23 protein-coding genes are annotated in these 26,841 nt (G+C 70.4%); 2 read left to right on the top strand and 21 right to left on the bottom strand.

Going from position 1 to position 26,841, the window contains the following annotated elements; translation table 11 throughout:
* Positions 1 to 443: 443 nt before the first annotated feature.
* From aroB to DEP02_RS02745, 14 genes are all read right to left on the bottom strand, one after another.
* Positions 444 to 1,535, bottom strand: a complete 1,092-nt coding sequence (aroB, locus tag DEP02_RS02810; protein WP_112465721.1) for a 3-dehydroquinate synthase — start codon at positions 1,533 to 1,535, stop codon at positions 444 to 446.
* Complete coding sequence (locus DEP02_RS02805) at positions 1,532 to 2,014, bottom strand: shikimate kinase (RefSeq protein ID WP_198668263.1); 483 nt, start codon at positions 2,012 to 2,014, stop codon at positions 1,532 to 1,534. The genes aroB and DEP02_RS02805 overlap by 4 nt, the downstream gene beginning before the upstream one ends.
* 32 nt (positions 2,015 to 2,046) lie before the next feature.
* Positions 2,047 to 3,231 carry a chorismate synthase gene (gene aroC, locus DEP02_RS02800; RefSeq protein ID WP_112465719.1) on the bottom strand — a complete coding sequence of 395 codons (1,185 nt, stop codon included), beginning with the start codon at positions 3,229 to 3,231 and terminating at the stop codon, positions 2,047 to 2,049.
* Positions 3,232 to 3,439: 208 nt separating this feature from the next.
* The gene (locus tag DEP02_RS02795; RefSeq protein ID WP_112465718.1) at positions 3,440 to 4,279 is read right to left on the bottom strand and encodes a shikimate dehydrogenase; all 840 of its coding nucleotides are present in this window, start codon (positions 4,277 to 4,279) and stop codon (positions 3,440 to 3,442) included.
* Positions 4,260 to 5,957, bottom strand: coding sequence for an endolytic transglycosylase MltG (mltG, locus tag DEP02_RS02790; protein ID WP_112465717.1), 1,698 nt, complete (start codon positions 5,955 to 5,957; stop codon positions 4,260 to 4,262). The genes DEP02_RS02795 and mltG overlap by 20 nt, the downstream gene beginning before the upstream one ends.
* A gap of 122 nt (positions 5,958 to 6,079) precedes the next feature.
* Positions 6,080 to 6,544, bottom strand: coding sequence for a Holliday junction resolvase RuvX (gene ruvX, locus DEP02_RS02785; protein ID WP_198668262.1), 465 nt, complete (start codon positions 6,542 to 6,544; stop codon positions 6,080 to 6,082).
* Positions 6,545 to 6,557: 13 nt separating this feature from the next.
* Entirely contained in the window at positions 6,558 to 9,230 is a 2,673-nt protein-coding gene (gene alaS, locus DEP02_RS02780; protein ID WP_112465715.1) for an alanine--tRNA ligase, read from the bottom strand.
* On the bottom strand, positions 9,230 to 9,637 hold the full coding sequence (locus DEP02_RS02775; RefSeq protein ID WP_112465714.1) for a hypothetical protein: 408 nt from the start codon (positions 9,635 to 9,637) through the stop codon (positions 9,230 to 9,232). The genes alaS and DEP02_RS02775 overlap by 1 nt, the downstream gene beginning before the upstream one ends.
* A 9-nt stretch (positions 9,638 to 9,646) precedes the next feature.
* Entirely contained in the window at positions 9,647 to 10,096 is a 450-nt protein-coding gene (locus DEP02_RS02770; protein WP_198668261.1) for a DUF948 domain-containing protein, read from the bottom strand.
* 238 nt (positions 10,097 to 10,334) lie between these two features.
* Complete coding sequence (gene rpsD, locus DEP02_RS02765; RefSeq protein ID WP_112465722.1) at positions 10,335 to 10,949, bottom strand: 30S ribosomal protein S4; 615 nt, start codon at positions 10,947 to 10,949, stop codon at positions 10,335 to 10,337.
* 372 nt (positions 10,950 to 11,321) lie between these two features.
* Positions 11,322 to 12,677 carry a replication-associated recombination protein A gene (locus tag DEP02_RS02760; RefSeq protein WP_112465712.1) on the bottom strand — a complete coding sequence of 452 codons (1,356 nt, stop codon included), beginning with the start codon at positions 12,675 to 12,677 and terminating at the stop codon, positions 11,322 to 11,324.
* Between the two features lie 82 nt (positions 12,678 to 12,759).
* A complete protein-coding gene (locus tag DEP02_RS02755; protein WP_112465711.1) occupies positions 12,760 to 13,416 on the bottom strand; it encodes a vitamin K epoxide reductase family protein in 657 nt (218 codons plus the stop codon).
* 183 nt (positions 13,417 to 13,599) lie between these two features.
* Entirely contained in the window at positions 13,600 to 14,862 is a 1,263-nt protein-coding gene (gene hisS, locus DEP02_RS02750; protein ID WP_112465710.1) for a histidine--tRNA ligase, read from the bottom strand.
* Positions 14,863 to 14,875: 13 nt separating this feature from the next.
* A complete protein-coding gene (locus DEP02_RS02745; RefSeq protein WP_112465709.1) occupies positions 14,876 to 15,589 on the bottom strand; it encodes an MBL fold metallo-hydrolase in 714 nt (237 codons plus the stop codon).
* Between the two features lie 167 nt (positions 15,590 to 15,756).
* Here DEP02_RS02745 and DEP02_RS02740 point away from each other — a divergent pair, with 167 nt between their 5' ends.
* Together DEP02_RS02740 and DEP02_RS02735 are read left to right on the top strand one after the other, a co-directional pair.
* On the top strand, positions 15,757 to 16,581 hold the full coding sequence (locus DEP02_RS02740) for a peptidylprolyl isomerase (RefSeq protein WP_112465708.1): 825 nt from the start codon (positions 15,757 to 15,759) through the stop codon (positions 16,579 to 16,581).
* Positions 16,582 to 16,729: 148 nt separating this feature from the next.
* A complete protein-coding gene (locus tag DEP02_RS02735; protein ID WP_112465707.1) occupies positions 16,730 to 17,959 on the top strand; it encodes a DUF349 domain-containing protein in 1,230 nt (409 codons plus the stop codon).
* Between the two features lie 84 nt (positions 17,960 to 18,043).
* Here the strand turns inward: DEP02_RS02735 and DEP02_RS02730 are convergent, their stop codons facing one another.
* The 7 genes from DEP02_RS02730 to ruvB all read right to left on the bottom strand — a co-directional run bounded on the left by DEP02_RS02730 (position 18,044) and on the right by ruvB (position 26,840).
* The gene (locus tag DEP02_RS02730; RefSeq protein ID WP_112465706.1) at positions 18,044 to 20,581 is read right to left on the bottom strand and encodes a RelA/SpoT family protein; all 2,538 of its coding nucleotides are present in this window, start codon (positions 20,579 to 20,581) and stop codon (positions 18,044 to 18,046) included.
* A 375-nt stretch (positions 20,582 to 20,956) separates the two neighbouring features.
* A complete protein-coding gene (locus tag DEP02_RS02725) occupies positions 20,957 to 21,373 on the bottom strand; it encodes a hypothetical protein (RefSeq protein WP_112465705.1) in 417 nt (138 codons plus the stop codon).
* 204 nt (positions 21,374 to 21,577) lie between these two features.
* Entirely contained in the window at positions 21,578 to 22,117 is a 540-nt protein-coding gene (locus tag DEP02_RS02720) for an adenine phosphoribosyltransferase (RefSeq protein WP_112465704.1), read from the bottom strand.
* A complete protein-coding gene (gene secF, locus DEP02_RS02715; RefSeq protein ID WP_112465703.1) occupies positions 22,117 to 23,247 on the bottom strand; it encodes a protein translocase subunit SecF in 1,131 nt (376 codons plus the stop codon). The genes DEP02_RS02720 and secF overlap by 1 nt, the downstream gene beginning before the upstream one ends.
* A gap of 1 nt (position 23,248) precedes the next feature.
* Positions 23,249 to 24,856 (bottom strand): protein translocase subunit SecD, encoded by a 1,608-nt coding sequence (secD, locus tag DEP02_RS02710; protein WP_232838930.1) that lies wholly within the window; start codon positions 24,854 to 24,856, stop codon positions 23,249 to 23,251.
* Between the two features lie 227 nt (positions 24,857 to 25,083).
* The gene (gene yajC / locus DEP02_RS02705) at positions 25,084 to 25,581 is read right to left on the bottom strand and encodes a preprotein translocase subunit YajC (RefSeq protein ID WP_112465701.1); all 498 of its coding nucleotides are present in this window, start codon (positions 25,579 to 25,581) and stop codon (positions 25,084 to 25,086) included.
* Positions 25,582 to 25,745: 164 nt separating this feature from the next.
* Positions 25,746 to 26,840, bottom strand: coding sequence for a Holliday junction branch migration DNA helicase RuvB (gene ruvB / locus DEP02_RS02700; protein WP_112465700.1), 1,095 nt, complete (start codon positions 26,838 to 26,840; stop codon positions 25,746 to 25,748).
* Between the last annotated feature and the right edge of the window lies 1 nt (position 26,841).

Here is a 26,841-nt window from a genome sequence, read left to right as displayed (position 1 = left end):
GTGGCCCGTGGCGTCCGGCGCGGGCAGCGGGGCCGGAGGCGCCGACGGGTGCGGGCCCTGTGGCTGCGGGCCCTGCGGGGGCGGAGCCGACGGGTAGCCGGGGGGCGGTGGCGGGGGCACGGGCACGGAACCGTGAGGCGCGCCCGGGTGCTGTGGCCCCGGGTGGTGCGGCCCCGGGTGGTGCGGCCCCGGGTGATGTGCGGCCGGTGGCCGGCCGGCGGCCGGTCCGTGCCCCGGCTGGTGGGGCGGCGGCAGCGGTGAACCCACTGCGTGCTGCATCCGGTGCGACTCCGTCTCGTACGAGGCAATTGGCGTCGGCGGCGGGCCCGACCCCGCCGCCTACCGAACGGTACCGTCCCCGGCCGCCATAGGGTGAACGGCCGGGCGCGGCCCGAAGTGCCCGTCGCCGTACGGCGGATCGGACGGGGGGGGCTCGACGGGACTTACTGCCCCACCTCGCCGTACGCGGCGAGCAGCACGGCCGGGTCCGGGCCCTCCAGGACGGTGGGCTTGGCGAGGCCGTCCAGGACGATGAAGCGCAGCAGGTCGCCGCGGGACTTCTTGTCGACCTTCATCGTCTCCAGCAGCCTGGGCCACTGGTCGTAGCGGTAGTGCAGCGGCAGGCCCACCGACTCGAGGACCGTGCGGTGCCGGTCGGCCGTGGCGTCGTCCAACCGGCCCGCGAGACGACCGAGTTCGGCGGCGAAGTGCATGCCGACGGCGACCGCCGCGCCGTGCCGCCACTTGTACCTCTCGTTCTTCTCGATGGCATGGCCGAGCGTGTGCCCGTAGTTGAGGATCTCCCTGAGCCCCGACTCCTTGAGGTCGGCGGAGACGACGTCCGCCTTGACCCGGATGGAGCGCTCGATGAGTTCGGCGGTGTGCGGGCCGGCCGGGGTGCGGGCGGCCTCGGGGTCGGACTCGATGAGGTCCAGGATCACCGGGTCGGCGATGAAGCCGGCCTTGATGACCTCGGCCAGTCCGGAGACGTAGTCGTTGACCGGGAGGGAGTCCAGGGCGGCCAGGTCGCACAGTACGCCCGCGGGCGGGTGGAAGGCGCCGACGAGGTTCTTGCCCTCGGCGGTGTTGATGCCGGTCTTGCCGCCGACGGCCGCGTCGACCATCGCGAGCACGGTGGTCGGGACGGCGATCCAGCGCACCCCTCGCAGCCAGGTCGCCGCCACGAAACCGGCCAGGTCGGTGGTGGCGCCGCCGCCCACGCCCACGATGACGTCGGTGCGGGTGAAGCCGGACTGGCCGAGCGCCTTCCAGCAGTAGGCGGCGACCTCGGCGGTCTTGGCCTCCTCCGCGTTGGGCACCTGGATGGCGATCGCCTCGAAGCCCTGCTCGGCCAGGTCGGTGCGGAGCGCGTCCCCGGTCCCGGCGAGCGCCTCGGGGTGGACGACGGCGACGCGCTTGGCCTTCTCACCGATCAACCCGCCGAGCTCGCCGAGGAGTTGGCGGCCGACCAGCACGTCGTAGGGTTCGCTGCCCGCGGTGCCGCCGACGTGGATCCGCGTCACTGCCTCGCTCATGCTTCCTTCAACTCCAGTGCGTCCAGAACGGCTTGGGTGACCTCTTCGGGCGTACGGCCGTCGGTGGCCACTACGGCCGTGGCGACCTCCTCGTACAGGTGCCGGCGGGCCTCCATCAACTCGCGCCACTGCTTGCGCGGGTTGACGGCGAGGAGCGGCCGGGCGGCGTTGAGGCCGGTGCGCTTGACGGCCTCCTCGACGTTCATCGACAGGTAGACCACCCGCGGTCCGGCGAGCAGGGCGCGGGTGTCCTCGTCGAGGATCGCACCGCCGCCGAGGGCCAGCACGCCGTCGTGTTCGGCGAGTGCCCGGCGCACCGCGTCCTTCTCGATCCCGCGGAAGACGCTCTCGCCCTCGTCGACGAAGATCTCGGCGACGGTGCGGTCCTGCTCGGCCACGATGTCGTCGTCGGTGTCCCGGTAGGCGAGCCCGAGGCGGTCGGCCAGCATCCGGCCGACGGTGGACTTGCCCACGCCCATCGGCCCGACCAGGACGACGACCGGTACGGCGCTCACCGGATCGCCAGGTTGTCGAGGTACGACCGCACGTTGCGGCGGGTCTCGGCGACGCTGTCGCCGCCGAACTTCTCCGCGACGGCGTCGGCGAGGACGAGGGCGACCATGGCCTCGGCGACGATGCCGGCGGCCGGCACCGCGCACACGTCGGAGCGCTGGTGGTGGGCCTGCGCCGCCTCGCCGGTGGCCACGTCCACGGTGCTCAGGGCCCGGGGCACGGTCGCGATCGGCTTCATCGCGGCGCGCACGCGCAGCAGCTCGCCCGTGCTCAGCCCGCCCTCGGTGCCGCCGGAGCGGCCGGTGGCGCGCTTGATGCCCTCGTCGGTGGTGACGATCTCGTCGTGGGCCTGGGAGCCGGGCACCCGGGCCAGGTCGAAGCCGTCGCCGACCTCGACGCCCTTGATCGCCTGGATGCCCATGAGCGCGGCGGCGAGCCGGGCGTCCAGCCGGCGGTCCCAGTGCACGTGCGAGCCCAGGCCCACCGGCACGCCGTACGCCAGCACCTCCACCACACCGCCGAGCGTGTCGCCGTCCTTGTGGGCCTGGTCGATCTGGGCGACCATCGCCTTGGAGGCGTCCGAGTCCAGGCAGCGCACCGGGTCCGCGTCCAGTTTCTCGACGTCCGCCGGGGTCGGGTACACGCCGTACGGCGCCTTGGCCGCGGCCAGCTCGACGACGTGGCTGACGATCTCGATGCCGGCCGTCTCCTTCAGGTACGACCGGGCGACGGTGCCCAGCGCGACGCGGGCCGCGGTCTCGCGCGCGGAGGCGCGCTCCAGCACCGGCCGGGCCTCGTCGAAGCCGTACTTCTGCATGCCGGCCAGGTCGGCGTGGCCGGGCCGGGGACGGGTCAGCGGAGCGTTGCGCGCGAGCTCGGCCAGCTCCGCCGGGTCGACCGGATCGGCGGCCATGACCTTCTCCCACTTGGGCCACTCGGTGTTCCCCACCATGACCGCCACCGGGGAGCCCAGGGTCAGTCCGTGCCGGACGCCGCCGAGGAAGGTGACCTCGTCACGCTCGAACTTCATCCGGGCGCCGCGCCCGTAGCCCAGGCGCCGCCGTGCGAGGTGGTCCGCCACCATCTGAGTGGTGACGGGCACGCCGGCGGGAAGGCCCTCCAGCGTGGCGACGAGTGCGGGCCCGTGGGACTCCCCCGCGGTCAGCCAACGCAACCTGCTCAACGGTGCTCCTCATGCTCGCGCCTGGAACTGCGACGGCGCGACCGGGTGCGCGGCCCTGGCCCGCCACTTCCGATCCTCCCACGTCCGGACGCCGTCCCCGGTCGCCGGTCCAGCAGTCGGACGCCCGGCGCACCGCCTTCGAACCGTGGCACCGCCGCGCACCGGCGGCACCGGGCCCCGGCGTCCGCTCCGGCGGAAACGGTCGGGGTCAGCGGTCTGCGAGGGCCTTTTCGCCTGCTCGGCGCATGGCGTCCAGGGGGGCCGGGGTGCGGCCCGTCATCTGTTCCACCTGGAGGACCGCCTGGTGCACCAGCAGGTCGAGGCCGCTGACGACGGCGCCGCCGGCCATGGACCAGCGGGCCGCGAGGGCGGTGGGCCAGGGCTCGTAGAGGACGTCGAAGAGGGTGGCCGGGCGTTCGGGTACGGCGCCGGCCAGCGCGTCCGTGGTGCCGGCCGGAGTGGTGGCGATCACCAGCGGGGCCCGCAGGGCCTCGGCCGCGTCGGCCCAGCCGGCCGTACGGACCTCGATGTCCAGCCGCTCGCCCCACTGCCGCATCTCGGCGGCGCGGGCCTCGCTGCGGACGTAGGCGACCACTTCTCCGGTGCAGACGCGGGCGAGCGCGGCCAGCGCGGAGGAGGCGGTGGCGCCGGCGCCGAGGATCGCCGCCGAGCCGACCTGCTCGATGCCGTGCTCGCGCAGGGCGGCGACCATGCCGGGCACGTCGGTGTTGTCCCCGAGCCGGCGGCCGTCCTCGGTGAACACCACCGTGTTGACCGCCTCGACGGAGGCGGCCGTGTCGCTGATCGCGTCGAGCAGCGGAATGACCGCCCGCTTCAGCGGCATGGTCAGGGACAGCCCCGCCCACTCGGCTCCCAGGCCCTCGAAGAACCCGGGCAGGCCCGCCTCGTCGACCTCGAACCGGTCGTACGACCAGTGCGTGAGCCCCAACTCGGCGTACGCCGCCCGGTGCAGCACCGGGGAGAGCGAGTGGGCGATCGGGGAACCGAGAACGGCGGCCCGGTGAGCCTCAGTTGCCCGAGCTGGCATTGAACTTGTCCTTGAGCTTCAGGAATTCGGCATGGGTCTTGGCGAACTCGGTCTTGTTCATGCCGTCGGTCGCCACGAAGTAGATCCAGCCGTCGTGGGTCGGATTCAGGGCCGCCTTCAGGGCGTCGTCGCCGGGGTTTCCGATCGGCCCGGGCGGCAGGCCCTTGTTGGTGTAGGTGTTGTACGGGTTCTTGTTGCTGTTGATCTCTTTTTCGCTGATGTGGATGTTGCTCTCGCCCTTCAGGTAGTTGAAGGTCGAGTCGAACTGCAGCAACTGGTAGGTCTCGGTGTTGGTCGGCTTGAGGCGGTTGTAGACGACCTCCGACATCTTGCGGAAGTCGTCGTGCGTCTTGCCCTCGGCCTGGACCAGGCTCGCGACCGTGACGAGCTCGAACGGGTCCTTCAGGTTCAGTTCCTTCGCCTTCTCGGCGAACTTGTACCGTTCGTAGGTCTCGTTGGCCCGCGCCACCATCTGCTTCAGGACGTCCTTGGGCTTCTGCCCCTTGGCGACCGAATAGCTGGACGGATAGAGGAAGCCCTCCAGCGGGTCCTTGACGTCCTTGTGGTTCATCGCCCACGCGGGCAGGCCGAGGCTCTTCCACTCGCTCTTGGCGACCTTGGCGGTGGTGCCCTCGTCCACTTCCAGGCGCTTGTCGATGAGCTCGTAGATGTCGGCGTTGCGCTTGCCCTCGGCGATGATCAGGTTGCTGCGGCTCTCGGGGCTGAGCATCAGCCGGACCGCGTTCGCGGCCGACATGTGCTTCTGCAGCGTGTAGACGCCGTCCTGGATCTGCTTGCCGTTGGGATTCGCCTCCTGCGCGGAGACGAACGCGTCCACGCTCGCGACGACGCCCGCCTTCTTCAGCTCCTGGCCGATCACATAGCCACCGGCCCCCTTGGGGATGACGACCGTGACCTGCTCGCCGTTCCCGTTGCCCGCGTAGTCCGGTGCCGCGCCGAAACGATTTTGGTAGAACTGGTAGCCGTAGTACGTGACGCCGACCGCACCGCCGCCGAACACCATGACGACGACCAGGCAGGCGCAGCCGCTGCGGCGCTTCTTGCCCTTGCCCTTGCCGCCGCGCCCCTTGCGGTCGCCGCGCCCCCGGTCCTCGTTCTTCGGGTCGTCGGCGTCGGCATCGTCGTCCTCGTCGCCGCCCGCGAAGAAGGGGTGCTCGTCCTTCTGGCCGGGTTCGGGCTCCGGGTCCCAGTCGGGCCGCGGCTCCGGTTCGGCGCGCCGGCGGCTCGGCGGCTGGGGCGGCGGGTAGGCCTCGGGGGTGCCGTAGAAGTCGGGCTGCTCGGCGTCGTAGGCCGCGGCCTGCTGACCGTAGGGGTCGACCGGGTCGGCGGGGTACGCCGGCTGCTGCTGACCGCCGGTACCGTCCCAGCCGCCCTGGTGGTACTGCCGCTGGTCCTGGAAGTGGCCCGTGTACTGCTGCTGGTCGTACTGGTGGTGGCCCTGCTCGCCGTACTGCTGCTGGTACTGCCCGCCGTAGCCGGCCTGCTGTTCGTGACCCCATTCGCCGTACTGCGGCTGCTGCGGATGCTGCTGCGGCCGGCCCCCGTAGGGGGGCTGCTGACCCGCCTGGGCCTGCTGCCCTCCCCATCCGCCGTCCCCGTACAACGGGTCGTCCGGATGCCACGGTTCGGAGCCTTGGCCCCGGCCATACTCAGTCATCGATCCCCTAGAGCCGCGAGGCGGCGGTTACGCGGCGTAGTGGCCCGGCACCCGTTCCGCCTCTTGCTGTGCGCCGGCTGTTCGAACACCGGCGCATCGCGCGGAACGTTACCGTACTGCGATCAGATGACCACTTCGACGCCCTCGCCGGGTGCTTTGCCTGACACTCGTTCGGATTCCAGGGCCTGCTGCAGGATGATGACAGCGGCGGCCTGGTCGATCACGGAGCGTCCCTTCCTGGACCTTACCCCGGAAGCCCGCAGGCCCTGACTGGCCGTCACCGTGGTCATCCGCTCGTCCACCAGCCGGACCGGCACCGGGGCGATGCCCTGGGCCAGCTCCCCGGCGAAGGCGCGGACCTTGATCGCGGCCGGGCCCTCGCCCCCCTTGAGGGAACGCGGGAGCCCGACGACGACCTCGATCGGCTCGTACTCCGCGACGAGCTGCCGGAGCCGGCGGTGCGCCGCCGGGACGTCCCGGCCGGGGACCGTCTCCACCGGGGTGGCGAGGATCCCGTCGGGGTCGCAGGAGGCGACCCCGATACGGGCGTCCCCGACGTCGATCGCGAGCCGGCGTCCCTTCCTCACCACTGGGCCCTCATCACTTCGCCGTCTCCGCCACGAGGCGTTCCACGGCGTCCACGGCCTCGCCGACGGCGGCCGGGTTCTGGCCGCCGCCCTGGGCGACGTCCGGCTTGCCGCCACCGCCGCCGCCGAGGGTCTTGGCGGCGGTGCGGACCAGGTCACCGGCGCTCAGACCCCGCTCACGGGCGGCCTCGTTGGTGGCGATGACCGTCAGCGGCTTGCCGTTGTTCACCGTGAACAGGGCGACCACGGCGGCCCGGCCGCCCTGGACGCGGCCGCGTACGTCGAGGACCAGCTTGCGCAGGTCGTCCGGCGTGGTGCCGTCCGGGACCCGGCCGGTGACCACGGCCACGCCCCTGACGTCCTTGGCGGATTCGGCGAGCCCCGCGGCGGCCTGCAGCACCTTCTCGGCGCGGAACTTCTCGATCTCCTTCTCGGCGTCCTTCAGCTTGCCGAGCATCGCGGAGACCTTCTCCGGCAGCTCCTCCGGGCGGCCCTTGAGCAGTTCGGTCAGCTGGTTCACGACCGTGTGCTCGCGGGCGAGGTAGTGGTAGGCGTCCACGCCGACCAGGGCCTCGACACGGCGCACGCCGGAGCCGATCGACGACTCGCCGAGCAGCTTCACCAGGCCCAGCTGGGCGGTGTTGGGCACGTGGGTGCCGCCGCACAGCTCCTTGGAGAAGTCGCCGATGGTCACCACGCGCACGCGATCGCCGTACTTCTCGCCGAACTCGGCGAGGGCGCCCTGCTTCTTGGCCTCGTCGATGCTCATGACATCGGCGTGCACGTCGAGGTCGCGGGCGAGCACCTCGTTGATCTTCTGCTCGACGTCGGTCATCACCGTCTGCGGTACGGCGGACGGGGAGCCGAAGTCGAAGCGGAAGCGGCCCGGCTGGTTCTCGGAGCCGGCCTGGGCGGCCGTCGGGCCGAGGGCGTCGCGCAGCGCCTGGTGGGTCAGGTGCGTGGCCGAGTGGGCGCGGGCGATGGCCTTGCGGCGGTGGGCGTCGATCGAGGCGTGGGCCCTGGCGCCGACGGTGACCTCGCCGACCTGGACGACGCCCTTGTGGACGTAGACGCCCGGGACCGGCTTCTGGCAGTCGCGGACCTCGATGACGGCACCGGAGTCGGCCTTGATCCGGCCGGTGTCGCCGATCTGGCCGCCGCCCTCGGCGTAGAACGGGGTGCGGTCCAGGACGACCTCGACCTCGTCGCCCTCGGCGGCGGCCGGGGAGGGGACTCCGTCGACGAGGATGCCGACGATCGTGGACTCGCCCTCGGTGTCGGTGTAGCCGATGAAGCCGGTCTCGCCGGCGGTGTCGGCGATCTCACGGTAGGCGCCGAGGTCGGCGTGGCCGGTCTTCTTGGCCCGGGCGTCGGCCTTGGCACGCTCCCGCTGATCCTTCATCAGGCGGCGGAAGCCCTCCTCGTCCACGGTGAGGCCCTGCTCGGCGGCCATCTCCAGGGTGAGGTCGATGGGGAAGCCCCAGGTGTCGTGGAGCAGGAAGGCCTTGTCGCCGGGCAGCACGCCGGAGCCGGTGGCCTTGGTCTCGGCGACGGCGCTGTCCAGCACGTTCGTGCCGGCGTTGAGGGTCTTGAGGAAGCGGGCCTCCTCGGCGAGGGCGACCTTCTCGATGCGCTCGCGGTCGGTGACCAGCTCCGGGTACTGCCGGCCCATCATGTCGATGACGACGTCGATCAGGTCCTTGACGACCGGACCGGTGGCGCCGAGCAGCCGCATGTTGCGGATGGCGCGGCGCATGATGCGGCGCAGCACGTAGCCGCGGCCCTCGTTGCCGGGGGTGACGCCGTCGCCGATGAGCATGGTGGCGGTGCGCATGTGGTCGGTGACCACGCGCAGGGAGACGTCCGAGTCGTGGGCGTCGCCGTAGGCGACACCGGTCAGCTCGGTGGCCTTCTCGATGACGGCCATGGAGGTGTCGATCTCGTACATGTTCTGCACGCCCTGCAGAATCATGGCGAGCCGTTCCAGGCCGAGGCCGGTGTCGATGTTCTTGTTCGGCAGGTCGCCGAGGATCTCGAAGTTGTCCTTGCCGGTGCCCTCGCCGCGCTCGTACTGCATGAAGACGAGGTTCCAGATCTCCACGTACCGCTCGTCGTTGACGGCGGGGCCGCCCTCGGCGCCGAAATCGGGGCCGCGGTCGTAGTTGATCTCGGAGCAGGGGCCGCACGGGCCGGGCACGCCCATGGACCAGAAGTTGTCCTTCATGCCCAGGCGCTGGATGCGCTCCTTGGGCACGCCGACGACCTCGTGCCAGATCCGCTCGGCCTCGTCGTCGTCCTGGTAGACGGTGATCCAGAGCTTCTCCGGCTCCAGGCCGTAACCGCCCTTGTCCTGGGGGGTGGTGAGCAGCTCCCAGGCCAGCTTGATGGCGCCTTCCTTGAAGTAGTCGCCGAAGGAGAAGTTGCCGCACATCTGGAAGAACGTGCCGTGCCGGGTGGTCTTGCCGACCTCTTCGATGTCGGGCGTGCGCACGCACTTCTGCACGCTGGTGGCGCGCGGGTAGGGCGGCTTGACCTCGCCCAGGAAGTAGGGCTTGAAGGGCACCATGCCGGCCGGGACGAGGAGCAGAGTCGGGTCGTCCGCGATGAGCGACGCCGAAGGGACGACGGTGTGCCCGCGCTCCTCGAAGAAGCTCAGCCAGCGACGGCGGATCTCAGCCGACTCCATCAGTGGTCCTCATTCCGGTTGTACGAGTACGTCGGGTACGTCGGGTCCGTGGGATTCCCGGCGTGCTTCGGGCTGTTGTGGTTCTCGATGGCGGCGTACCGCCTCGATGGGGGTACCCCCTGCTCGAGCGCAGCCGAGAGCTTGGGGGAGGGGAGTTCGGGGTCGACGGGGGCGTCGATGCCGAGCACCTCGCCGAGTTCGGCCTCCCGCTGGGCCATGTTGTCGCGGACGTCGAGCGCGAAGCCGACCGCGCGGTCCTTGAGCCGGTGGCCCGCCTCGAGCGCCTTGTTCGCCGCGGTCGCGGCGAGGCTCTCGGGGGTCAGCTGCTTCAGCTTGCGGTTGACCTTGGTGGTGGCCCACACGCCGGCGGCGACACCTGTGGTGAACCAGAACGTACGGCGGAACATCGCTAGTCCTTACTTCTCCCGGTTGTTCCGCTTTCCCCGCCGCGCGGCCGGGACGGTGCGGCCCACGATCACGGTACGCCTCGACGTCTTGACGGGCACGTCCTCCTTACGGCCGCCCAGGGCCCGGCGCACGCCGTATCCGAAGGCGGCGACCTTGACCAGGGGGCCGCCGAAGGTGGAGGCGACGGTGGTGGACAGCGCGGAGGCGTTGGAGGTGACCTCCTGGACGTCGGAGGCGATCGCGTCGACACGGTCGATCTGGGTCTGCGCGGAGCGCACCGCCTGGGAGGCGTCGGCCAGCAGCGGAACGGCCTGGTCGGTCACGTCCGCCACGAGCTTGGTGGTCGCCTTGAGCGTCTGGGCCAGCCTCACCAGTGCGACGGCGAGGAAGGAGACCAGGATCGCCCAGAAGACGGCCACCAGGATCCCGGCCACCTCACCACCGGACACTGTGCGCACCCGCTCCCTGATCCGTGCCTGAACATCGAGAACATCGAAAAAGTCGTGCACCGAGCCTATCGCGCCGGGGGTGGCGCTCCGTACCGGATTACCGCCCGCGCGCTGCGGAATCGGGCTCCGTGTCCGGCGGGGGCACCGGGGCGGCGGGACCGGCGCCGGGGAGGCATACGCGAGCCCGCCGCCTCGCCCACCCGGAAGGTGGGGAGACGGCGGGCTGAGGTACTGCGGCCGGCCTGGGTCAGCGGGCGTAGTACTCGACGACGAGCTGCTCGTCGCAGATCACCGGGATCTCCTTGCGGTTCGGCTCACGGTCCAGGCGGAACGCCAGGGCCTTGAGGTTCACCTGCAGGTAGCGCGGGGTCTCGCCCTCGGGGGCGAAGCCGCCCTCGCGGGCGATCTGGAAGAGCGTCTTGTCCTTGCTGCGGTCGCGGACCTGGACGACGTCGTCCGGACGCACGAGGAAGGACGGCTTGTCGACCTTCTGGCCGTTGACCTGGATGTGGCCGTGGGTGACCATCTGGCGGGCCTGGTAGATCGTGCGGGCGATGCCCGAACGCAGGACCAGCGCGTCGAGGCGGCGCTCGAGCTCGATGAGGAGCGCGTCACCGGTCTTCATCGTGGTCTTGGCGGCACGCTCGTAGGCGCGCACCAGCTGGCGCTCGGAGATGTCGTACTGAGCGCGCAGGCGCTGCTTCTCCAGCAGACGGACCTTGTAGTCCGAGTTCTGCTTGCGGCCGCGGCCGTGCTCACCCGGCGGGTAGGGGCGGGCCTCGAAGTACTTGACGGCCTTCGGGGTCAGCGCGATACCGAGGGCACGCGACTTCTTGACCTTGGGGCGGGGCTGGTTCGCCATGGAACCGATCACCTCGTGTTTCTGTGTGAATACGGCTTCACCAGGGTTAGGGGAGGTCGCATCCGCAGCCGGGGAATCCCGCCGGGTCCCGTCGGACCTGGTGGGCAGCCGCTCCCTGGTCTGGGCACATACGTGCAGCACGCGAGTGGCCCACCGACCGGTCCCGGGGTGTGCGGGTGGTGGTGGGCTGCCCGCGACACCGTTCGCCGGTGCGCGACGCTCCTGGATCTCCACTGCGCTGGGGCGGTGGGGTTCCGGCTGGATGTCCCGCTCTGGTGTGCCGTTCCCCCTTGCGGGGTGCCGGACACGGGACTCAGCGCTTCGGGAGAGTCTACAGGCTGCCGGGGTCTGTCCGACACCTCGTGCCGGGCCCTACGGCCGCTTTCGACCGAGGTGCTTGCGGGTCCACTCCACCGCGTCCGCGTACCGCGCCTCGGCGCCGTGCCGGCCCGGGGTGTAGTACTCGCGGTTCTTCAGTTCGTCCGGCGCGTACTGCTGGGCGGCGATGCCCTCGGGCAGGTCGTGCGGGTAGACGTACCCCTGTGCGTGGCCGAGCTTGGCCGCGCCCTTGTAGTGCCCGTCCCTCAGGTGGGGCGGGACGGGTCCGGCCAGTCCCTTGCGTACGTCGTCCAGGGCGGCGCCGATCGCCGTGGTCGCCGAGTTGGACTTGGGGGCGAGGGCCAGGGCGATGGTGGCGTGGCTGAGGGTCAGGGCCGCCTCGGGGAAGCCGATCATCGCCACGGCCTGGGCCGCGGCGACGGCTATGGGCAGCGCGCCCGGGTCGGCGAGGCCGATGTCCTCGCTGGCGGAGATCATCAGACGGCGGGCGATGAACCGGGGATCCTCGCCGGCCTCGATCATCCGGGCCAGGTAGTGCAGGGCGGCATCGACGTCGGAGCCGCGGATGGACTTGATCAGGGCGCTGGCGACGTCGTAGTGCTGGTCGCCGTCGCGGTCGTACTTCACCGCGGCCCGGTCGACGGTCTCCTCCAGCGTGGTCAGGCCGATCTCGCTCTCGCCCTTGGCGAGGGCGGCCCCGGCGGCGGCCTCCAGGGCGGTCAGGGCGCGGCGGGCGTCGCCGCCGGCGATGCGCAGCAGATGGCTCTCGGTGTCCTCGGGGAGGGTGACGGTGCTCTTCAGGCCGCGCTCGTCGGTGAGGGCACGGCGGAGCAGGCCGCGGACGTCGTCGTCGGTGAGAGGTTCGAGGGTGAGCAGCAGGGAGCGGGACAGCAGTGGGGAGATCACGGAGAAGTACGGGTTCTCCGTGGTGGCCGCGATCAGCGTCACCCAGCGGTTCTCCACCGCCGGCAGCAGGGAGTCCTGCTGGGCCTTGCTGAAGCGGTGGATCTCGTCGAGGAAGAGCACGGTCTCCTGGCCGTAGCCGCCGGAGGCCCGGCGGGCGCCGTCGATGACCGCACGGACCTCCTTGACGCCCGCGGTGATCGCCGAAAGTTCCACGAAGCGCTTGTTGGTGGTCGTGGAGACGACGTACGCCAGGGTGGTCTTGCCGGTGCCGGGCGGGCCCCACAGGATCACCGACGAGGGTCCCGCCGGGCCGCCCGAGCCCTCGCCGACCAGCCGCCGCAGCGGCGAGCCCGGCTTGAGCAGATGCTGCTGGCCCACCACCTCGTCGAGGGTGCGCGGGCGCATCCGGACCGCCAGGGGACTCGCGGCCGGGTCCTTCTCCTGGCGTTCTTCTGCTGCGGCGGTGAACAGGTCGGGCTCCACGCTGAAACCCTATGGCACACCACTGACAAGACCGTCAGGGCCGTACGCCCGGGGCCTGTCCGGCGGGATCGGGCCCCGGGGCTCAGGCCCAGAGGCTGCTGCCCCAGCGGGTCAGGATCAGCATGACGATCGCGCCGCAGTGCGTGACCGGCAGCACCCAGGTGAACTCGGCGAGGAAGTTCTTCACCGGGCGCGGCGCGGGCAGGAAGTCGTTGCGGACGTTGAAGGAGGTCACGTACCAGAACATGACGATCGTGGCGGCCCAGGCGAGCGAGCACCACAGGCACAGCGCGTTGATCCGGTACAGCGACTGGAACATCAGCCAGGTGACGAAGCAGACACCGAAGAGTGTGCCGAAGTTGAAGGTCAGCCAGTACCAGCGCGGGAAGGTGGCGCGGGCCAGCAGGCTCATGCCGACGCAGATGACGATGCCGTAGCAGACCAGGCCGAGCAGCGGGTTGGGGAACCCGAAGACGACGGCCTGCTTGCTGTCCATGACGCTGCCGCACGACACGATCGGGTTGAGGCTGCAGCTGGGGGTGAAGGTCTTGCCGCTGAGCTTGCCTTCGAGGATCTTCTGCTTGTCGATCGTGATGATCCACGCGGCGAGCAGACCGGCCGCGCCCGTGATCACCAGCATCAGGGCGAAGGCGCGGCTGCCGCCCACCGTGCGCGGCGTGGGCACCGCGCGTTCCGGCTCGGATTCCGCGGACACGTCCTTGACCGTCGTCTTGCTCATCACGCCGATTCCGTCACTTGTGAGTCGGACCTGCTTCGGGCACGGCCATTGTGCCGCACACACGCGTGTGCTCACCGTGAGGTGGACACAAGAAGGTGCGCGGAGTCGTCCTCGAACGTCCGGTTCCGGACAGTGGACGAGCCGGGCGGTACGGGCCGCCCGGCTCACCGTGCTCGCCGTCTCTCAGCCGAGCCGTGACTCCAGCTCCGCCACGATCTCGTTGACGCCGATCGCCGCCTGCTCGCCGGACTCCATGTCCTTGAGCTGGACGACACCCTCGGCGAGGTCCCGCTCGCCCAGCACGAGGGCGTAGCGCGCGCCCGAGCGGTTGGCCGCCTTCATCGCCGCCTTCAGGCCCTTGCCGCCGTACGAGAAGTCGGCCGCGATGCCCACCTTGCGCAGTTCGGTGACCTTCGCGAAGAGGACACGGCGGGCCTCCTCGCCGAGGGGCACCGCGAAGACGCTGGTGGTGGAGGGGAGTTGGAGTTCGATGCCCTCCGCCTGAAGGGCCAGGACGGTGCGGTCCACGCCCAGCGCCCAGCCGACCGAGGGCAGGGCGGGGCCGCCGATCATCTCGGAGAGGCCGTCGTAGCGGCCACCGCCGCCCACCGCGGACTGGGAGCCCAGGCCGTCGTGGACGAACTCGAAGGTGGTGCGCGTGTAGTAGTCCAGGCCGCGGACCAGCTTGGGGTCGTCCTCGAAGGCGATGCCCTGGGCCACCAGCAGGGTCCGCACCTCCTCGTGGTAGGCCTTGCAGGCGTCGCACAGGTAGTCGCGCAGCAGCGGGGCGCCCGTCAGCTGCTTCTGGACCGTCTCCCGCTTGTCGTCGAGGACGCGCAGGGGGTTGATGTCGACCCGGCGGCGGGTGTCGTCGTCCAGGTCCAGTCCGCGCAGGAAGTCCTGCAGGGCGGCGCGGTAGACCGGGCGGCACTCGTTGTCGCCGAGGCTGTTGAGCAGGATGCGGAAGTCTCTCAGGCCCAGCGAGCGGTACGCCTGGTCGGCGAGGATGATCATCTCGGCGTCCAGCGCCGGGTCCTCGGCGCCGATGGCCTCCGCGCCGACCTGGGAGAAGTGGCGGTAGCGGCCCTTCTGGGGGCGCTCGTAGCGGTAGTAGGAGCCGGAGTACCAGAGCTTGACCGGCAGGTTGCCCGCCTTGTGGAGGTTGGCCTCCAGGGCGGCGCGCAGCACGGAGGCGGTGCCCTCGGGACGGAGGGCCAGCTTGTCCCCGCCCTTGGTCTCGAAGGCGTACATCTCCTTGGTCACGATGTCGGTGGACTCGCCGACCCCGCGCGCGAAGAGCTCCACGTTCTCGAAGCCGGGTGTCTCGATGTAGCCGTAGCCGGAGTTGCGCAGCGGGGCGGCGATCGCCTCACGGACCGCCAGGTACGTGGCGGAGTCCGGCGGGACCAGGTCGTACGTGCCCTTGGGGGCTTTGAAGGTGCTCACGGAAGGTCTCTCGTCACATTCCTCGTCGGGGAGCGTCGTCCAGGTGCGCTCCCAGGCCGGCGGCCACCTGTCGCAGATAGGGGTTGGCGGCGCGCTCCTGGCCGATGGTCGTGTGGGGGCCGTGGCCGGACAGCACCACGGTCGAGTCGTCGAGCGGCAGGCACACGCGGGCCAGCGAGTCGAGCATCTCGGCCATGTCACCGCCGGGCAGGTCGGTGCGTCCGATGGAGCCGGCGAAGAGCAGATCCCCGGAGAAGAACACCTGCGGAACGTCCGCGCTCTCGGGCATCCGGAACGTCACCGACCCCTTGGTATGGCCGGGCGCGTGCGCGACGGAGAACTCCAGGCCGGCCAGGGCCAGCTCGGCGCCGTCGGCCAGCTCCTTGACGTCGTCCGGCTCCCCCACGGTCAGCTCGCCCATCAGCGGCATCCCGATGGAACGGCCGAGCGCCTTCTCGGGGTCGCTCATCATGTACCGGTCGGCCGGGTGGATCCACGCCGGTACGTCGTGCGCGCCGCAGACCGGGACGACCGAGGCCACGTGGTCGATGTGGCCGTGGGTGAGGACGACGGCGACGGGCTTGAGCCGATGCTTCCTGACCACTTCCTCGACGCCTTGGGCGGCCTGGTGGCCGGGGTCGATGATCACGCACTCCTCACCGGCGGCGGGGGCGACGAGGTAGCAGTTCGTCCCCCAGGCCCCGGCGGGGAACCCGGCAATGAGCACGATCGTCCTTCGTTGTGTGGGTACGGGTGGCTACAGCTGTTGTCAGAGCCTACCGGCGCTGCCGGATCCTCAGCGAACCCATATACGGTACGGGTCACACGCGGACGGTCGGCTCGGCCGTCGCACGCGTAGCGGTCGACACACGAGACGCTTGAGGAGAGAACCCGGTGGTCAGCCAGGAGCAGCGGCGACGTCAGCTCGCCCGGGAGAAGTTCTTGCGGCAGCAGCAGCGGCGCACCGCCGCGCGGCGCAGGGCGCGCATGCGCAACTCCGTGATCGCGTCGGTGCTCGGCGTGGTCGTGATCGGCAGTGTCGCCCTGTACACGACCAAGGTGCTGAAGAGCGACAAGGACGACAAGGCCAACGCGAGCGCGGACGTCACCCCCAGCCCCTCGGCCACCAGCAAGGCCCCGGACCCGTGCGCGAAGCCGGCCCCGGGCTCGGTGAAGAAGCTGAGCTGGGACAAGGAACCGGCGATGACCGTCGACAAGTCGGCGAAGTACACGATGAAACTCGACACCACGTGCGGCGAGATAGACATGGCGCTCAAGGCGTCGGCGGCGCCGCACACCGTGAACTCCTTCGACTTCCTCGCCGGGAAGGGCTACTTCGACCACACCAAGTGCCACCGGCTCACCACCGGCGGCATCTTCGTCCTGCAGTGCGGCGACCCGACGGCCGTGGGCAGCGGCGGGCCCGGGTACACGATTCCCGACGAGAACCTCAAGGACAAGAGCCTGAAGGGCAGCGTCTACCCGGCGGGCACGGTGGCGATGGCGAACACGGGACAGCCGCACACCGGAGGCAGCCAGTTCTTCCTGGTGTACCAGGACAGTCCGCTGCCGCCCAGCTACACACCGTTCGGCACCGTTTCCGAGGCGGGACTGAAGGTGCTGAAGAAGATCGCGGACGCGGGCGAGAGCACGGGTGCCGGCGACGGGGCTCCGAACGCGACGGTCGTGATCAACAAGGCCACGGTCACCAAATCCTGACCGCATCCTGACCGCCAACTGCGAAATTTCGGTCGCGCTGGATGCGGACAGGCCGCCCACCGGTCGCCTATGTTGGCGGTGACGAAATTGTGGACGATGCCCGGGGGAGCTTCGAGGCCCTCCGCAGGCATCATGTGGAGGAGGCGCTGTGAGCAGCGACCCGTGGGGCCGCGTCGACGAGACGGGGACCGTGTACGTGCGTACGGCCGACGGCGAGAAGGTCGTCGGTTCCTGGCAGGCCGGCTCCCCCGAGGAGGCGCTGGCCTACTTCGAGCGCAAGTACGAGGGCCTGGTTGTCGAGATCGGCCTCCTCGAGAAGCGTGTGCAGACCACCGATCTGTCGGCGAAGGACGCCCAGGCCGCCATCGACCATCTGCGGGAGCAGATCGACGCGCACCACGCGGTCGGTGACCTGGACGCGCTGCGCGCACGTCTGGACAAGCTGGTCGGGATGGTCGAGGCGCGCCGTGAGGAGCGCAGGGCCCAGCGCGCCCGGCAGGCGGACGAGGCCCGGCAGGCCAAGGAGGCGCTGGTCGCGGAGGCCGAGGAGCTGGCCCGGTCCGACCAGTGGCGGGCGGCCGGTGAGCGGCTGCGCGCGCTGGTGGACACCTGGAAGGGGCTGCCGCGCCTGGACCGCAAGTCCGACGACGAGCTGTGGCACCGCTTCTCGCACGCGCGGTCGGCGTTCTCCAAGCGGCGCAAGGCGCACTTCGCGCAGCTGGACGCGCAGCGCGAGGAGGCGCGCAGGATCAAGGAGCAGTTGGTCGCCGAGGCCGAGGCGCTGTCGGGCTCGACCGACTGGGGGCCGACCGCGGCCCGCTACCGCGATCTGATGGCGGAGTGGAAGGCCGCGGGCCGCGCCCAGCGCGAGCACGAGGACGACCTGTGGAACCGTTTCCGCGGCGCCCAGGACATCTTCTTCGCCGCCCGCAGCTCGGTGTTCGCCGAGCGGGACGCCGAGCAGGCGGAGAACCTGAAGCTGAAGGAGGAGCTGGCCGAGGAGGCCGAGAAGCTGCTGCCGATCACGGACCTGAAGGCCGCCCGGGCCGCCTTCCGCTCGATCAACGAGCGCTGGGAGGCCATCGGCCATGTGCCGCGGGACGCGCGGGGGCGGGTCGAGGGCCGGATGCACACCGTCGACCGGGCCATCCAGGAGGCCGAGGAGTCCGAGTGGCGCCGGACGAACCCGGAGGCACGTGCGCGTGCCGAGGGTCTGACCGGTCAGCTGCAGGCGGCCGTGGACAAGCTGAGGGGCCAGATCGAGCAGGCGCGCACCCAGGGCAACACGGCCAAGGCCGACAAGCTGGAGAAGGAGCTGGAGGGCCGCCAGGCGCTCCTGGACCAGGCTCTGAAGGGCCTGCAGGAGTTCGGCGGCTGACACCACCGCCCGCCACGAGTCGAGGGCTCCCGTACGGCGCGTACGGGAGCCCTCGGCCGTTTCCGCGGTGGTGGCCGCGGGCTGCTACGCCCGGCTGCGTGCCGAGGTGACCCGGTAGACGTCGTAGACGCCCTCCACGCCCCGTACGGCCTTCAGGACGTGACCCAGGTGCTTGGGGTCGCCCATCTCGAAGGTGAAGCGGGAGGTGGCTACGCGGTCGCGGGAGGTCTGGACGGCCGCGGAGAGGATGTTGACGTGCTGGTCGGACAGCACGCGGGTGACGTCCGAGAGCAGCCGCGAGCGGTCCAGGGCCTCGACCTGGATGGCGACCAGGAAGACGGAGGACTGGGTGGGCGCCCACTCGACGTCGAGGATGCGCTCCGGCTCGCGGGAGAGTGACTCCACGTTGACGCAGTCGCTGCGGTGAACCGATACGCCGCTGCCGCGGGTGACGAAGCCGATGATCGGGTCGCCGGGGACGGGCGTACAGCAGCGGGCCAGCTTGACCCACACGTCCTCGACGCCCTTGACGACGACGCCCGGGTCGGCGCTGGAGCGGCGCTTGCGGCCGCGTCCGCGCGAGGGCGGCACGCTCTCGTCGATCTCCTCGGTGGCCGCTTCCTCGCCGCCGAGCGCCTGGACGAGTTTCTGCACGATGTTCTGCGCGGAGACATGGCCCTCGCCGATCGCCGCGTACAGCGCGGAGATGTCCGAGTAGCGCATCTCGTGCGCGAGGGTGACGAGCGAGTCGCCGGTCAGGATGCGCTGGATCGGCAGGTTCTGCTTGCGCATCGCGCGGACGATGGCGTCCTTGCCCTGCTCGATCGCCTCGTCCCGGCGCTCCTTGGAGAACCAGGCGCGGATCTTGTTGCGGGCGCGCGGCGACTTGACGAAGCCGAGCCAGTCGCGGGAGGGACCCGCGCCGGCCGCCTTGGAGGTGAAGACCTCCACCAGGTCGCCGTTGTCCAGGGTCGACTCCAGCGGTACGAGACGGCCGTTGACCCGCGCTCCTATCGTGCGGTGGCCGACCTCGGTGTGGACGGCGTAGGCGAAGTCCACCGGGGTGGCACCGGCCGGGAGCGCGATGACATCGCCCTTGGGGGTGAAGACGAAGACCTCGTTGCGGGAGAGGTCGAAGCGCAGCGACTCCAGGAACTCGCCGGGGTCCTCGGTCTCCTTCTGCCAGTCCAGCAGTTGCCGCAGCCACGCCATGTCGTTGATGGCGGCCGAGTCCTTGCCGGCCTTGCCGGCGGGCTTCGGCGCGTCGGTACGGACCTTGGAGGCGCCGGCGACGGCCTCCTGCTTGTACTTCCAGTGGGCGGCGATGCCGTACTCGGCGCGGCGGTGCATGTCGAACGTACGGATCTGCAGTTCGACGGGCTTGCCGTTGGGGCCGATGACCGTCGTGTGAAGCGACTGGTACATGTTGAACTTGGGCATCGCGATGTAGTCCTTGAACCGGCCGGGGACCGGGTTCCATCGCGCGTGCACGGTGCCGAGGGCGGCGTAGCAGTCACGGACCGTGTCGACGAGTACACGAATACCCACCAGGTCGTAGATCTCCGCGAAGTCACGGCCGCGGACGATCATCTTCTGGTAGACGCTGTAGTAGTGCTTCGGCCGTCCGGTGACGGTGGCCTTGATGCGGGCGGCGCGCAGGTCCGCCTGGACCTCGTCGGTGACGATCGCGAGGTACTCGTCGCGCTTGGGGGCGCGTTCGGCGACCAGGCGGACGATCTCGTCGTACATCTTGGGGTAGAGGATCGCGAAGGCGAGGTCCTCCAGCTCCCACTTGATGGTGTTCATGCCCAGGCGGTGGGCGAGCGGCGCGTAGATCTCGAGCGTTTCCCGCGCCTTCTTCTCCTGCTTCTCGCGTTTGAGGTAGCGCATGGTGCGCATGTTGTGCAGGCGGTCGGCGAGCTTGATGACCAGGACGCGGGGGTCCTTGGCCATGGCGACGACCATCTTCCGCACGGTCTCGGCCTGCGCGGCCTCGCCGAACTTGACCTTGTCCAGCTTGGTGACGCCGTCGACGAGCAGGGCGACGGTGTCCCCGAAGTCGCGGCGCAGCTGGTCCAGGCCGTACTCGGTGTCCTCGACGGTGTCGTGCAGCAGGCCGGCCATGAGGGTGGCCGGGTCCATGCCCAGCTCGGCGAGGATGGTGGTGACGGCGAGCGGGTGCGTGATGTACGGGTCGCCGCTCTTGCGCTTCTGCCCGCGGTGCCAGCGCTCGGCCACCTGGTAGGCGCGCTCGATCTGCCGGAGGGTGGCGTTCTCGATCTTGGGGTCATTGCTGCGCACTATCCGCAGCAGCGGCTCCAGGACCGGGTTGTACGGATTGGCCCGCTGCACACCCAGGCGGGCGAGGCGGGCGCGGACGCGGTTGGAGGAGCCGGAGCGGCCTGCCTGGCCGGCGGAGGGGCGTACGGCCGGGGGCTGGGCGGAGCGCTCGGGAGGAGCCGGCTTGGGACGTGCGGGCTGGGCCGACTTGCCGACGGGCGCGGACTGGGCGTGCTCGGCCGTCCCGCGGGTGTCGTTCTTCGCGTGCGGCGCGGGCTTCGCCGCGGGCGCCGAGGCCGGCTCGGGCTTGGCGGCGGTCAGTGGCTGGGCCTCGTCTGGCAAGAGGGCTCCTCGTACGCGATCCGGGTCCCCGGTCAGGCTCCGGACACCCCATGGTAGCGATCCCGGCCTCCAGGATCGCCTCCAGCCCGAAGTGAGGGCCGTCCACCCAGGAAACACACGAGACGGGCACCGGATTCCTCCGGGCCCGTCTTCGCGGTGTCGGCGTCGGATCAGCCACCGGGGCGTTGACCCCTCTCCCGGCCGAAGCAGGGGGTTCCCGGCTCACGTCGCCTGCGGGACCGGCGGACCGGCCCGTCCGGTTCTCTCCCCCCCCGCAAGCGGGCGACACCTCCACCCCGTCCTGAAGGGCGGGGCGTCCTCGGAGGCTCCCGGTGACCGGTCAGCCGACGTCGTCGGATTCGTACGCCGCGTGGCTCATCGCCACTTGAAGAGCGAAGCGCCCTTGACCTTGATCTCCTTGTTGGCGACCGTGTTCCCCCACGGGACCTTGATGCTCCCGGACTTGCCGCACCCGGCGTCGTACCACTTCACGCGATTGTTCGCGAATCCCTTGACCTGGATGCACGGCTTTCCACGCTCCGCCACCCATTCGTACCCCACCTTGTAGCCCGCGTAACCGCTCACCGAGCAGGTGGTGTCCTTGATCGTGGTCCATCGTCCGGGGATCCCGACAGCGTTCTTCCAGCTGGACGAGCACTGAACGCCGATCGGGTTCGAGGCCTCGGTCGTCGCGGTGGACTGGGAGGCGTTCGCCGGTGCGACCGCCGCGGAGAGCGCCGCGACCGAGGCAAGCGTTACCACGCCTGCGCCTGTCTTGCTCAGGATGGGCATGTGTTCCTCCGTTTTCATGATCCCCAATCGGGGAGGTCAAGCCCATCTTTTCGATCAACTCATCAGCAACACCAATCATTTGAGGAGCATCTGAGCAAGATGATCATGTTTCGGCCAATCACGGCAAAGAAGGGTCGCCGACAAGCCGCAGGGGGCGTTCCGGGTCTTCCGGAACGCCCCCTGCGGCTTGTTCGGTTCCAGGCGTCAGACGGTGATCAGCGTCTCCAGCGGGGCCCCGGCGAGGACCGACTCCAAACGGGTGCGGCCGCCGAGGAAGCCCAGCTCCATCAGGACCGCCACCCCGGCGACCTCCGCGCCGGCCCGGCGGATGAGCTCGATGGAGGCCTCGGCGGTGCCCCCCGTGGCGAGGACGTCGTCGACGATCAGGACACGGTCACCGGCGCTCAGATCCTCCGCGTGCACCTCGATCTCCGCGGACCCGTACTCCAGGTCGTACGCCTGGCTGAGCGTCGCTCCGGGAAGCTTGCCCGCCTTGCGCACGGGGATGAAGCCGAGGCCCGCCCGGAGGGCGACCGGGGCACCGAGGATGAAGCCGCGGGCCTCAAGGCCGACGACCTTCGTCGCCCCCTCGCGGGTACCCACCTCCGCCAGGGCGTCGGTGAGCACCGTGAACGCCGCCGGGTCCGCCAGGAGCGGGGTGATGTCCTTGAACATCACCCCCGGCTCCGGGTAGTCGGCCACGTCACGAATGCGGCTGAGCAGCAGTTCCTGGATATCGGTCATCAACGCTTTCCCGGGGGTCGGCCGCGGCCCCGGCCGCGGGAGACTGACTGGTTGTGCGGCCCCACCGCGGCGGCGGTGGCGGGCGCGGCGCCCTCGGACTCGGGCTCGTCACCGGCCGTGACGCCGGCGGGCTCCGCCTCCAGGGACTCGCCCTGGGCCGCGCCCTGCGCCCGCCTGGCGAGGACCCGCTTCTTGAGGGCCTTCATCTGCGGCTCGCGCTCCTTGAGGTCGGCGACGAGCGGCGTGGCGATGAAGATCGAGGAGTACGCACCGGCCGCGAGGCCGACGAACAGCGACAGCGAGATGTCGTTCAGCATGCCCGCGCCGAGCACCCCGCCACCGATGAACAGCAGGCCCGCCACCGGCAACAGCGCCACCACGGTGGTGTTGATCGAACGGATCAGCGTGCCGTTGATCGAGCGGTTCGCCACCTCGCTGTACGTCCAGCGGGTCTGCCGGGTGATGTCCTTCGTCTGCTCCTTGAGGCTGTCGAAGACGACGACCGTGTCGTAGAGCGAGTAACCGAGGATCGTCAGCAGACCGATCACCGTGCCCGGCGTGACCTCGAAGCCCACGAGGGCGTAGACACCGGTGGTGATCGTCAGGTCGTGGACCAGGGCGACCAGCGCGGCCAGCGCCATGCGCCACTCGAACGCGATCGCCAGATAGATCACGACCAGGACCATGAAGATCGCCAGGCCCTGCCAGGCCTTGTTGGCGATCTGCTCGCCCCAGCTGGGACCGACCAGGTCGGCGTTGATGTGCTCCGGGTCGACCTTCAGGTCCTTGGCCAGCGTTTCCTTGATCTGGTCGGACTTGCCGGTCTCGATGCCGGCGATCTGGATGCGCAGGCTGCCGTCACCGAGCTTCTGCACGATCGCCTCGTTGCCGGAGGCGTCGTGGGCGTAGCTCTCCGCCTGGGCCACCGAGGTGCTCATGTGCTTCGGTGTGGTGAAGACCGCTCCGCCCTGGAACTCGATGCCCATGTTCAGGCCGCGCACCGCCAGGCCCAGGACGGCCACGATGGTGATCAGGATCGAGACGCCGTACCAGATCCTGCGGTTCTTGATGAAGTCGTAGCCGATCTCGCCATGGTGCAGCCGGGAGCCGAGGTTGCCGAGCCTGGACATCTCACGCCTCCTTCGTCTCGACGGGGGCGGAGGGACGGCGGGTGCGCCGCAGCGGCGGCTTGGCGCCCAGGCGCTTGGGGTCGAGTCCCGACCAGCCGTGGCCGCCGGCGAAGAACTTCCGGCGGGCGAGGATCGTCATCAGCGGCATGGTGAACAGGAAGATGACGACCACGTCGAGCAGTGTGGTCAGGCCGAGCGTGAACGCGAAGCCCTGGACCTTGCCGACGGTGACGACGAACAGCACCGCGGCGGCCAGGAAGGACACGAAGTCGGAGACCAGGACGGTGCGCCGGGCCCGCGGCCAGCCGCGGGCCACGGCGGGGCGCAGCGAGCGGCCCTCGCGGATCTCGTCCCTCATGCGTTCGAAGAACACGATGAACGAGTCCGCGGTGATGCCGATCGCGACGATCGCACCGCACACGGCCGGCAGGTTCAGCGCGAAGCCGATGGCCGGGCCGAGCAGCGACATGAGCGCGTACGTCAGCATCGCGGAGACCATCAGCGAGGCGACGGCGATCGCCGCCAGGCCCCGGTAGTACACCACCAGGTAGATCACGACGAGGGCGAGTCCGATGGCGCCCGCGATCAGGCCGGCCTGCAGCTGCTCGCCGCCGAGCGCGGCGGTCACGGTGGTGACGCTGTCCTCCTTGAAGGTCAGCGGCAGGGAGCCGTAGGACAGCATGTTGGCGAGGCTCTGGGCGGACTGCTGGTCGAAGCTGCCGGAGATCTCGGCGTTGCCGCCGGTGATGGCGCTGCGGACGTAGGGGTCCGAGACCACGTCGCCGTCCAGGACGATGGCGAACTGGTTCTGCGGTGCCTGCTTCTGGGCCAGCTTGCCGGTGATGTCCGCGAACTTCTTGCCGCCCTGGCTCGTGAAGTCGAGCTGGACGATCCAGCCGGAGGCACCCTGCGCGTCGAAGACCGCCTGTGCCTTGTCGACATCGGTGCCGTCCACCACGGCGGGTCCGAGCAGGTATTTCTGCCACTGGCCCTGCGCGTTCCGGCCGCAGGCGACGGTCGCCTCGGTGGGCAGCACGCCCTTGCCCGCGGTGGCGCGGACGGACTGCTTGCCGCAGTCCAGCGAGGCGTACTGCGCCTGGAGCTTGCTGCTGGCGTCACCGGAGCCGCTGCTCGGGGACGGGGACGGGGTGGCGTCCGTCTTCAGGGCGTCGGTGACCGCGCGGCCCTGCTGGGTCTCGGCGGCCGAGGGAGTCGGGGGGCCGGAGGGGGTGGCGGTGCCGGTGGACCTGTCGGTCACCTCGTGGGAGGCGCTCGGCGAGGGGTTGGCCGGGGCGGCGCCGGTGACGTCGGTGGCGAGGACGGGACGGAAGTACAGCTTGGCGGTGGTGCCGACCTGCTCGCGGGCCTGCTTGGAGTTGGTGCCCTTGGGGATGTTGACGATGATGTTGTCGTTTCCCTGGGTCTGGACCTCGGCCTCCGAGACACCGAGACCGTTGACACGCCGTTCCATGATGCTGACGGCCGTGTCCATGTTGGCCTTGTTGATCGCGGACTCCTGACCGCGCTCGGGGACCGCCCGGAGCGTGATGCTCGTTCCGCCGGCCAGGTCGATGCCGAGACGCGGAGAGGTGTTTCCGGAGACGAACATGGATCCGATGAGCGCCACGACGGCGATCAGGATGAGGGCTAGCGAGCGCCCCGGCTTGCCCTGGGCGCTCGCTGAACGTCCGTTTTTGACTGTCACCTTTTCGATGCTCTCTCTCGGGCCGCCCCGTGCCGGGTGGGCGCGGCGGCGGCCATGCGTGGTGTGAGGACCCCTCGCGAAGCAGACACGTCCCAGGGCGCGCGAATGGTGCCGCGCGCCCTGGGTGGTGACTACTTCGCGTCGGAGTCGCCGTCGGTCTTCTTCGGCTCTTCCTCCGCCTTCGTCTCGGCGGCACTGCCGGCCGGTTCGTCGGCCGTGTCCTTCTTGCCGAGGTCGATGGGCTTGTCGTCGGAGGCGCCGGAAGCGTCGGCGGCGGGCTCGTCGGTCTCGGTGAGGGAGGAGGCGTCGTCGGGGACGAGGGGGACGTCGGACTTCAGGTCGTGCTCGATGCCGTGGACGATGCGGTTGTACTCCTCGTCGGAGAGGACGGCACCGATCGAGTTCTTGGCGAACAGCAGCTCGACACCGGGGCCGGCGTCAAGGAGGACCGTGTCGTCATTGACCTCCTTGACCGTCGCGTACATGCCCCCGATGGTGCGGACACCGCTGCCGGGCTGCATCTGGTTCCGCATTTCCTCGGCCTGCTGCTGCTTCTTCTTGGCCGACCGGGTCATCAGGAACATGGCCCCGATGAGCACGATGAACGGGAGGAGGGTCACGAGACTCACGGGTCGGTACTTCCTTCACACGACCGCGGTGGAAAGCGGCCTGATGGACGGGGGTGTGTGGACTGCCGGCAAAGGCGGCAACGGCGGAGTCTAGGCGAGTCCGCGCGCAGGGAACAACGCTCAGCATGGCACCTGGGTTCCTCCCGGGGCCAATGCCGTCGCCGTCACGCCCCGAACAGGTCCTGTTGTCCGGTTCCTGCAGCTGACGAGCGGGGCGGGGTCAGGCCGAGGTGTGTCCAGGCGGCGGGGGTGGCGACGCGGCCGCGCGGGGTGCGGGCGAGCAGGCCCTCGCGGACGAGGAAGGGCTCGGCGACCTCCTCGACGGTCTCGCGCTCCTCCCCCACGGCGACCGCGAGCGTCGACAGTCCCACGGGTCCGCCGCCGAACAGCTTCAGCAGGGCCGTGAGGACGGCCCGGTCCAGCCGGTCCAGGCCGCGGGCGTCGACCTCGTAGACGGCGAGGGCCGCCGCGGCGATCTCGCGCGTGATGAACCCGTCGGCCTTGACCTGCGCGTAGTCGCGGACGCGGCGCAGCAGGCGGTTGGCGATGCGCGGGGTGCCCCGGGAGCGGCCGGCGATCTCGGCGGCGCCGTCGGCCTCGATCTCGACCTCCAGCAGGTGCGCCGAGCGGTGCACGACGCGCTCCAGTTCGGTGGGCTCGTAGAACTCCATGTGCGCGGTGAAGCCGAAGCGGTCGCGCAGCGGGGGAGGCAGCAGGCCCGCGCGCGTGGTGGCGCCGACCAGGGTGAACGGGGGCAGTTCGAGCGGGATCGCGGTGGCGCCGGGCCCCTTGCCGACGATGACGTCGACGCGGAAGTCCTCCATGGCCATGTAGAGCATCTCCTCGGCGGGCCTCGACATGCGGTGGATCTCGTCGAGGAAGAGGACCTCTCCCTCCTGGAGGGAGGAGAGGATGGCCGCGAGATCGCCCGCGTGCTGGATGGCGGGGCCGGAGGTGATGCGGATGGGGGCGCCCATCTCAGCCGCGATGATCATGGACAGGGTGGTCTTGCCGAGGCCGGGGGCGCCGGAGAGCAGTACGTGGTCGGCGGTGGCCCCGCGCGCGCGTGCGGCGCGCAGTACGAGGTCGAGCTGCTCGCGAACCCTCTCCTGACCGATGAACTCGTCCAGGTCCTTGGGGCGCAGGGCGGCCTCGACGGCCTGGTCCTCACCGTCGGCGACAGAGCCCACCAGCCGCTCCGCGGCGGGACCGACGAGCGGCTCGGCGGCGGGGGTGTCGGTCGTGTCGTCCCAGTTCATG

This window comes from Streptomyces triticisoli, assembly GCF_003270085.1.
Classification (GTDB): Bacteria; Actinomycetota; Actinomycetes; order Streptomycetales; family Streptomycetaceae; genus Streptomyces; species Streptomyces triticisoli.
This window is presented reverse-complemented; position numbering and strand designations above follow the sequence as displayed.

What these genes read in the sequence shown, in the direction of transcription:
- aroB (WP_112465721.1), bottom strand. Translation starts at nt 1,535, where the DNA reads ATGAGCGAGGCAGTGACGCGGATCCACGTCGGCGGCACCGCGGGCAGC.
- DEP02_RS02725 (WP_112465705.1), bottom strand. Translation starts at nt 21,373, where the DNA reads ATGCCCATCCTGAGCAAGACAGGCGCAGGCGTGGTAACGCTTGCCTCG.
- ruvB (WP_112465700.1), bottom strand. Translation starts at nt 26,840, where the DNA reads ATGAACTGGGACGACACGACCGACACCCCCGCCGCCGAGCCGCTCGTC.
- DEP02_RS02755 (WP_112465711.1), bottom strand. Translation starts at nt 13,416, where the DNA reads ATGAGCAAGACGACGGTCAAGGACGTGTCCGCGGAATCCGAGCCGGAA.
- mltG (WP_112465717.1), bottom strand. Translation starts at nt 5,957, where the DNA reads ATGACTGAGTATGGCCGGGGCCAAGGCTCCGAACCGTGGCATCCGGAC.
- DEP02_RS02720 (WP_112465704.1), bottom strand. Translation starts at nt 22,117, where the DNA reads ATGACCGATATCCAGGAACTGCTGCTCAGCCGCATTCGTGACGTGGCC.
- alaS (WP_112465715.1), bottom strand. Translation starts at nt 9,230, where the DNA reads ATGGAGTCGGCTGAGATCCGCCGTCGCTGGCTGAGCTTCTTCGAGGAG.
- DEP02_RS02775 (WP_112465714.1), bottom strand. Translation starts at nt 9,637, where the DNA reads ATGTTCCGCCGTACGTTCTGGTTCACCACAGGTGTCGCCGCCGGCGTG.
- secD (WP_232838930.1), bottom strand. Translation starts at nt 24,856, where the DNA reads ATGTTCGTCTCCGGAAACACCTCTCCGCGTCTCGGCATCGACCTGGCC.
- rpsD (WP_112465722.1), bottom strand. Translation starts at nt 10,949, where the DNA reads ATGGCGAACCAGCCCCGCCCCAAGGTCAAGAAGTCGCGTGCCCTCGGT.
- DEP02_RS02805 (WP_198668263.1), bottom strand. Translation starts at nt 2,014, where the DNA reads ATGGGCGTGGGCAAGTCCACCGTCGGCCGGATGCTGGCCGACCGCCTC.
- secF (WP_112465703.1), bottom strand. Translation starts at nt 23,247, where the DNA reads ATGTCCAGGCTCGGCAACCTCGGCTCCCGGCTGCACCATGGCGAGATC.
- DEP02_RS02795 (WP_112465718.1), bottom strand. Translation starts at nt 4,279, where the DNA reads ATGCCAGCTCGGGCAACTGAGGCTCACCGGGCCGCCGTTCTCGGTTCC.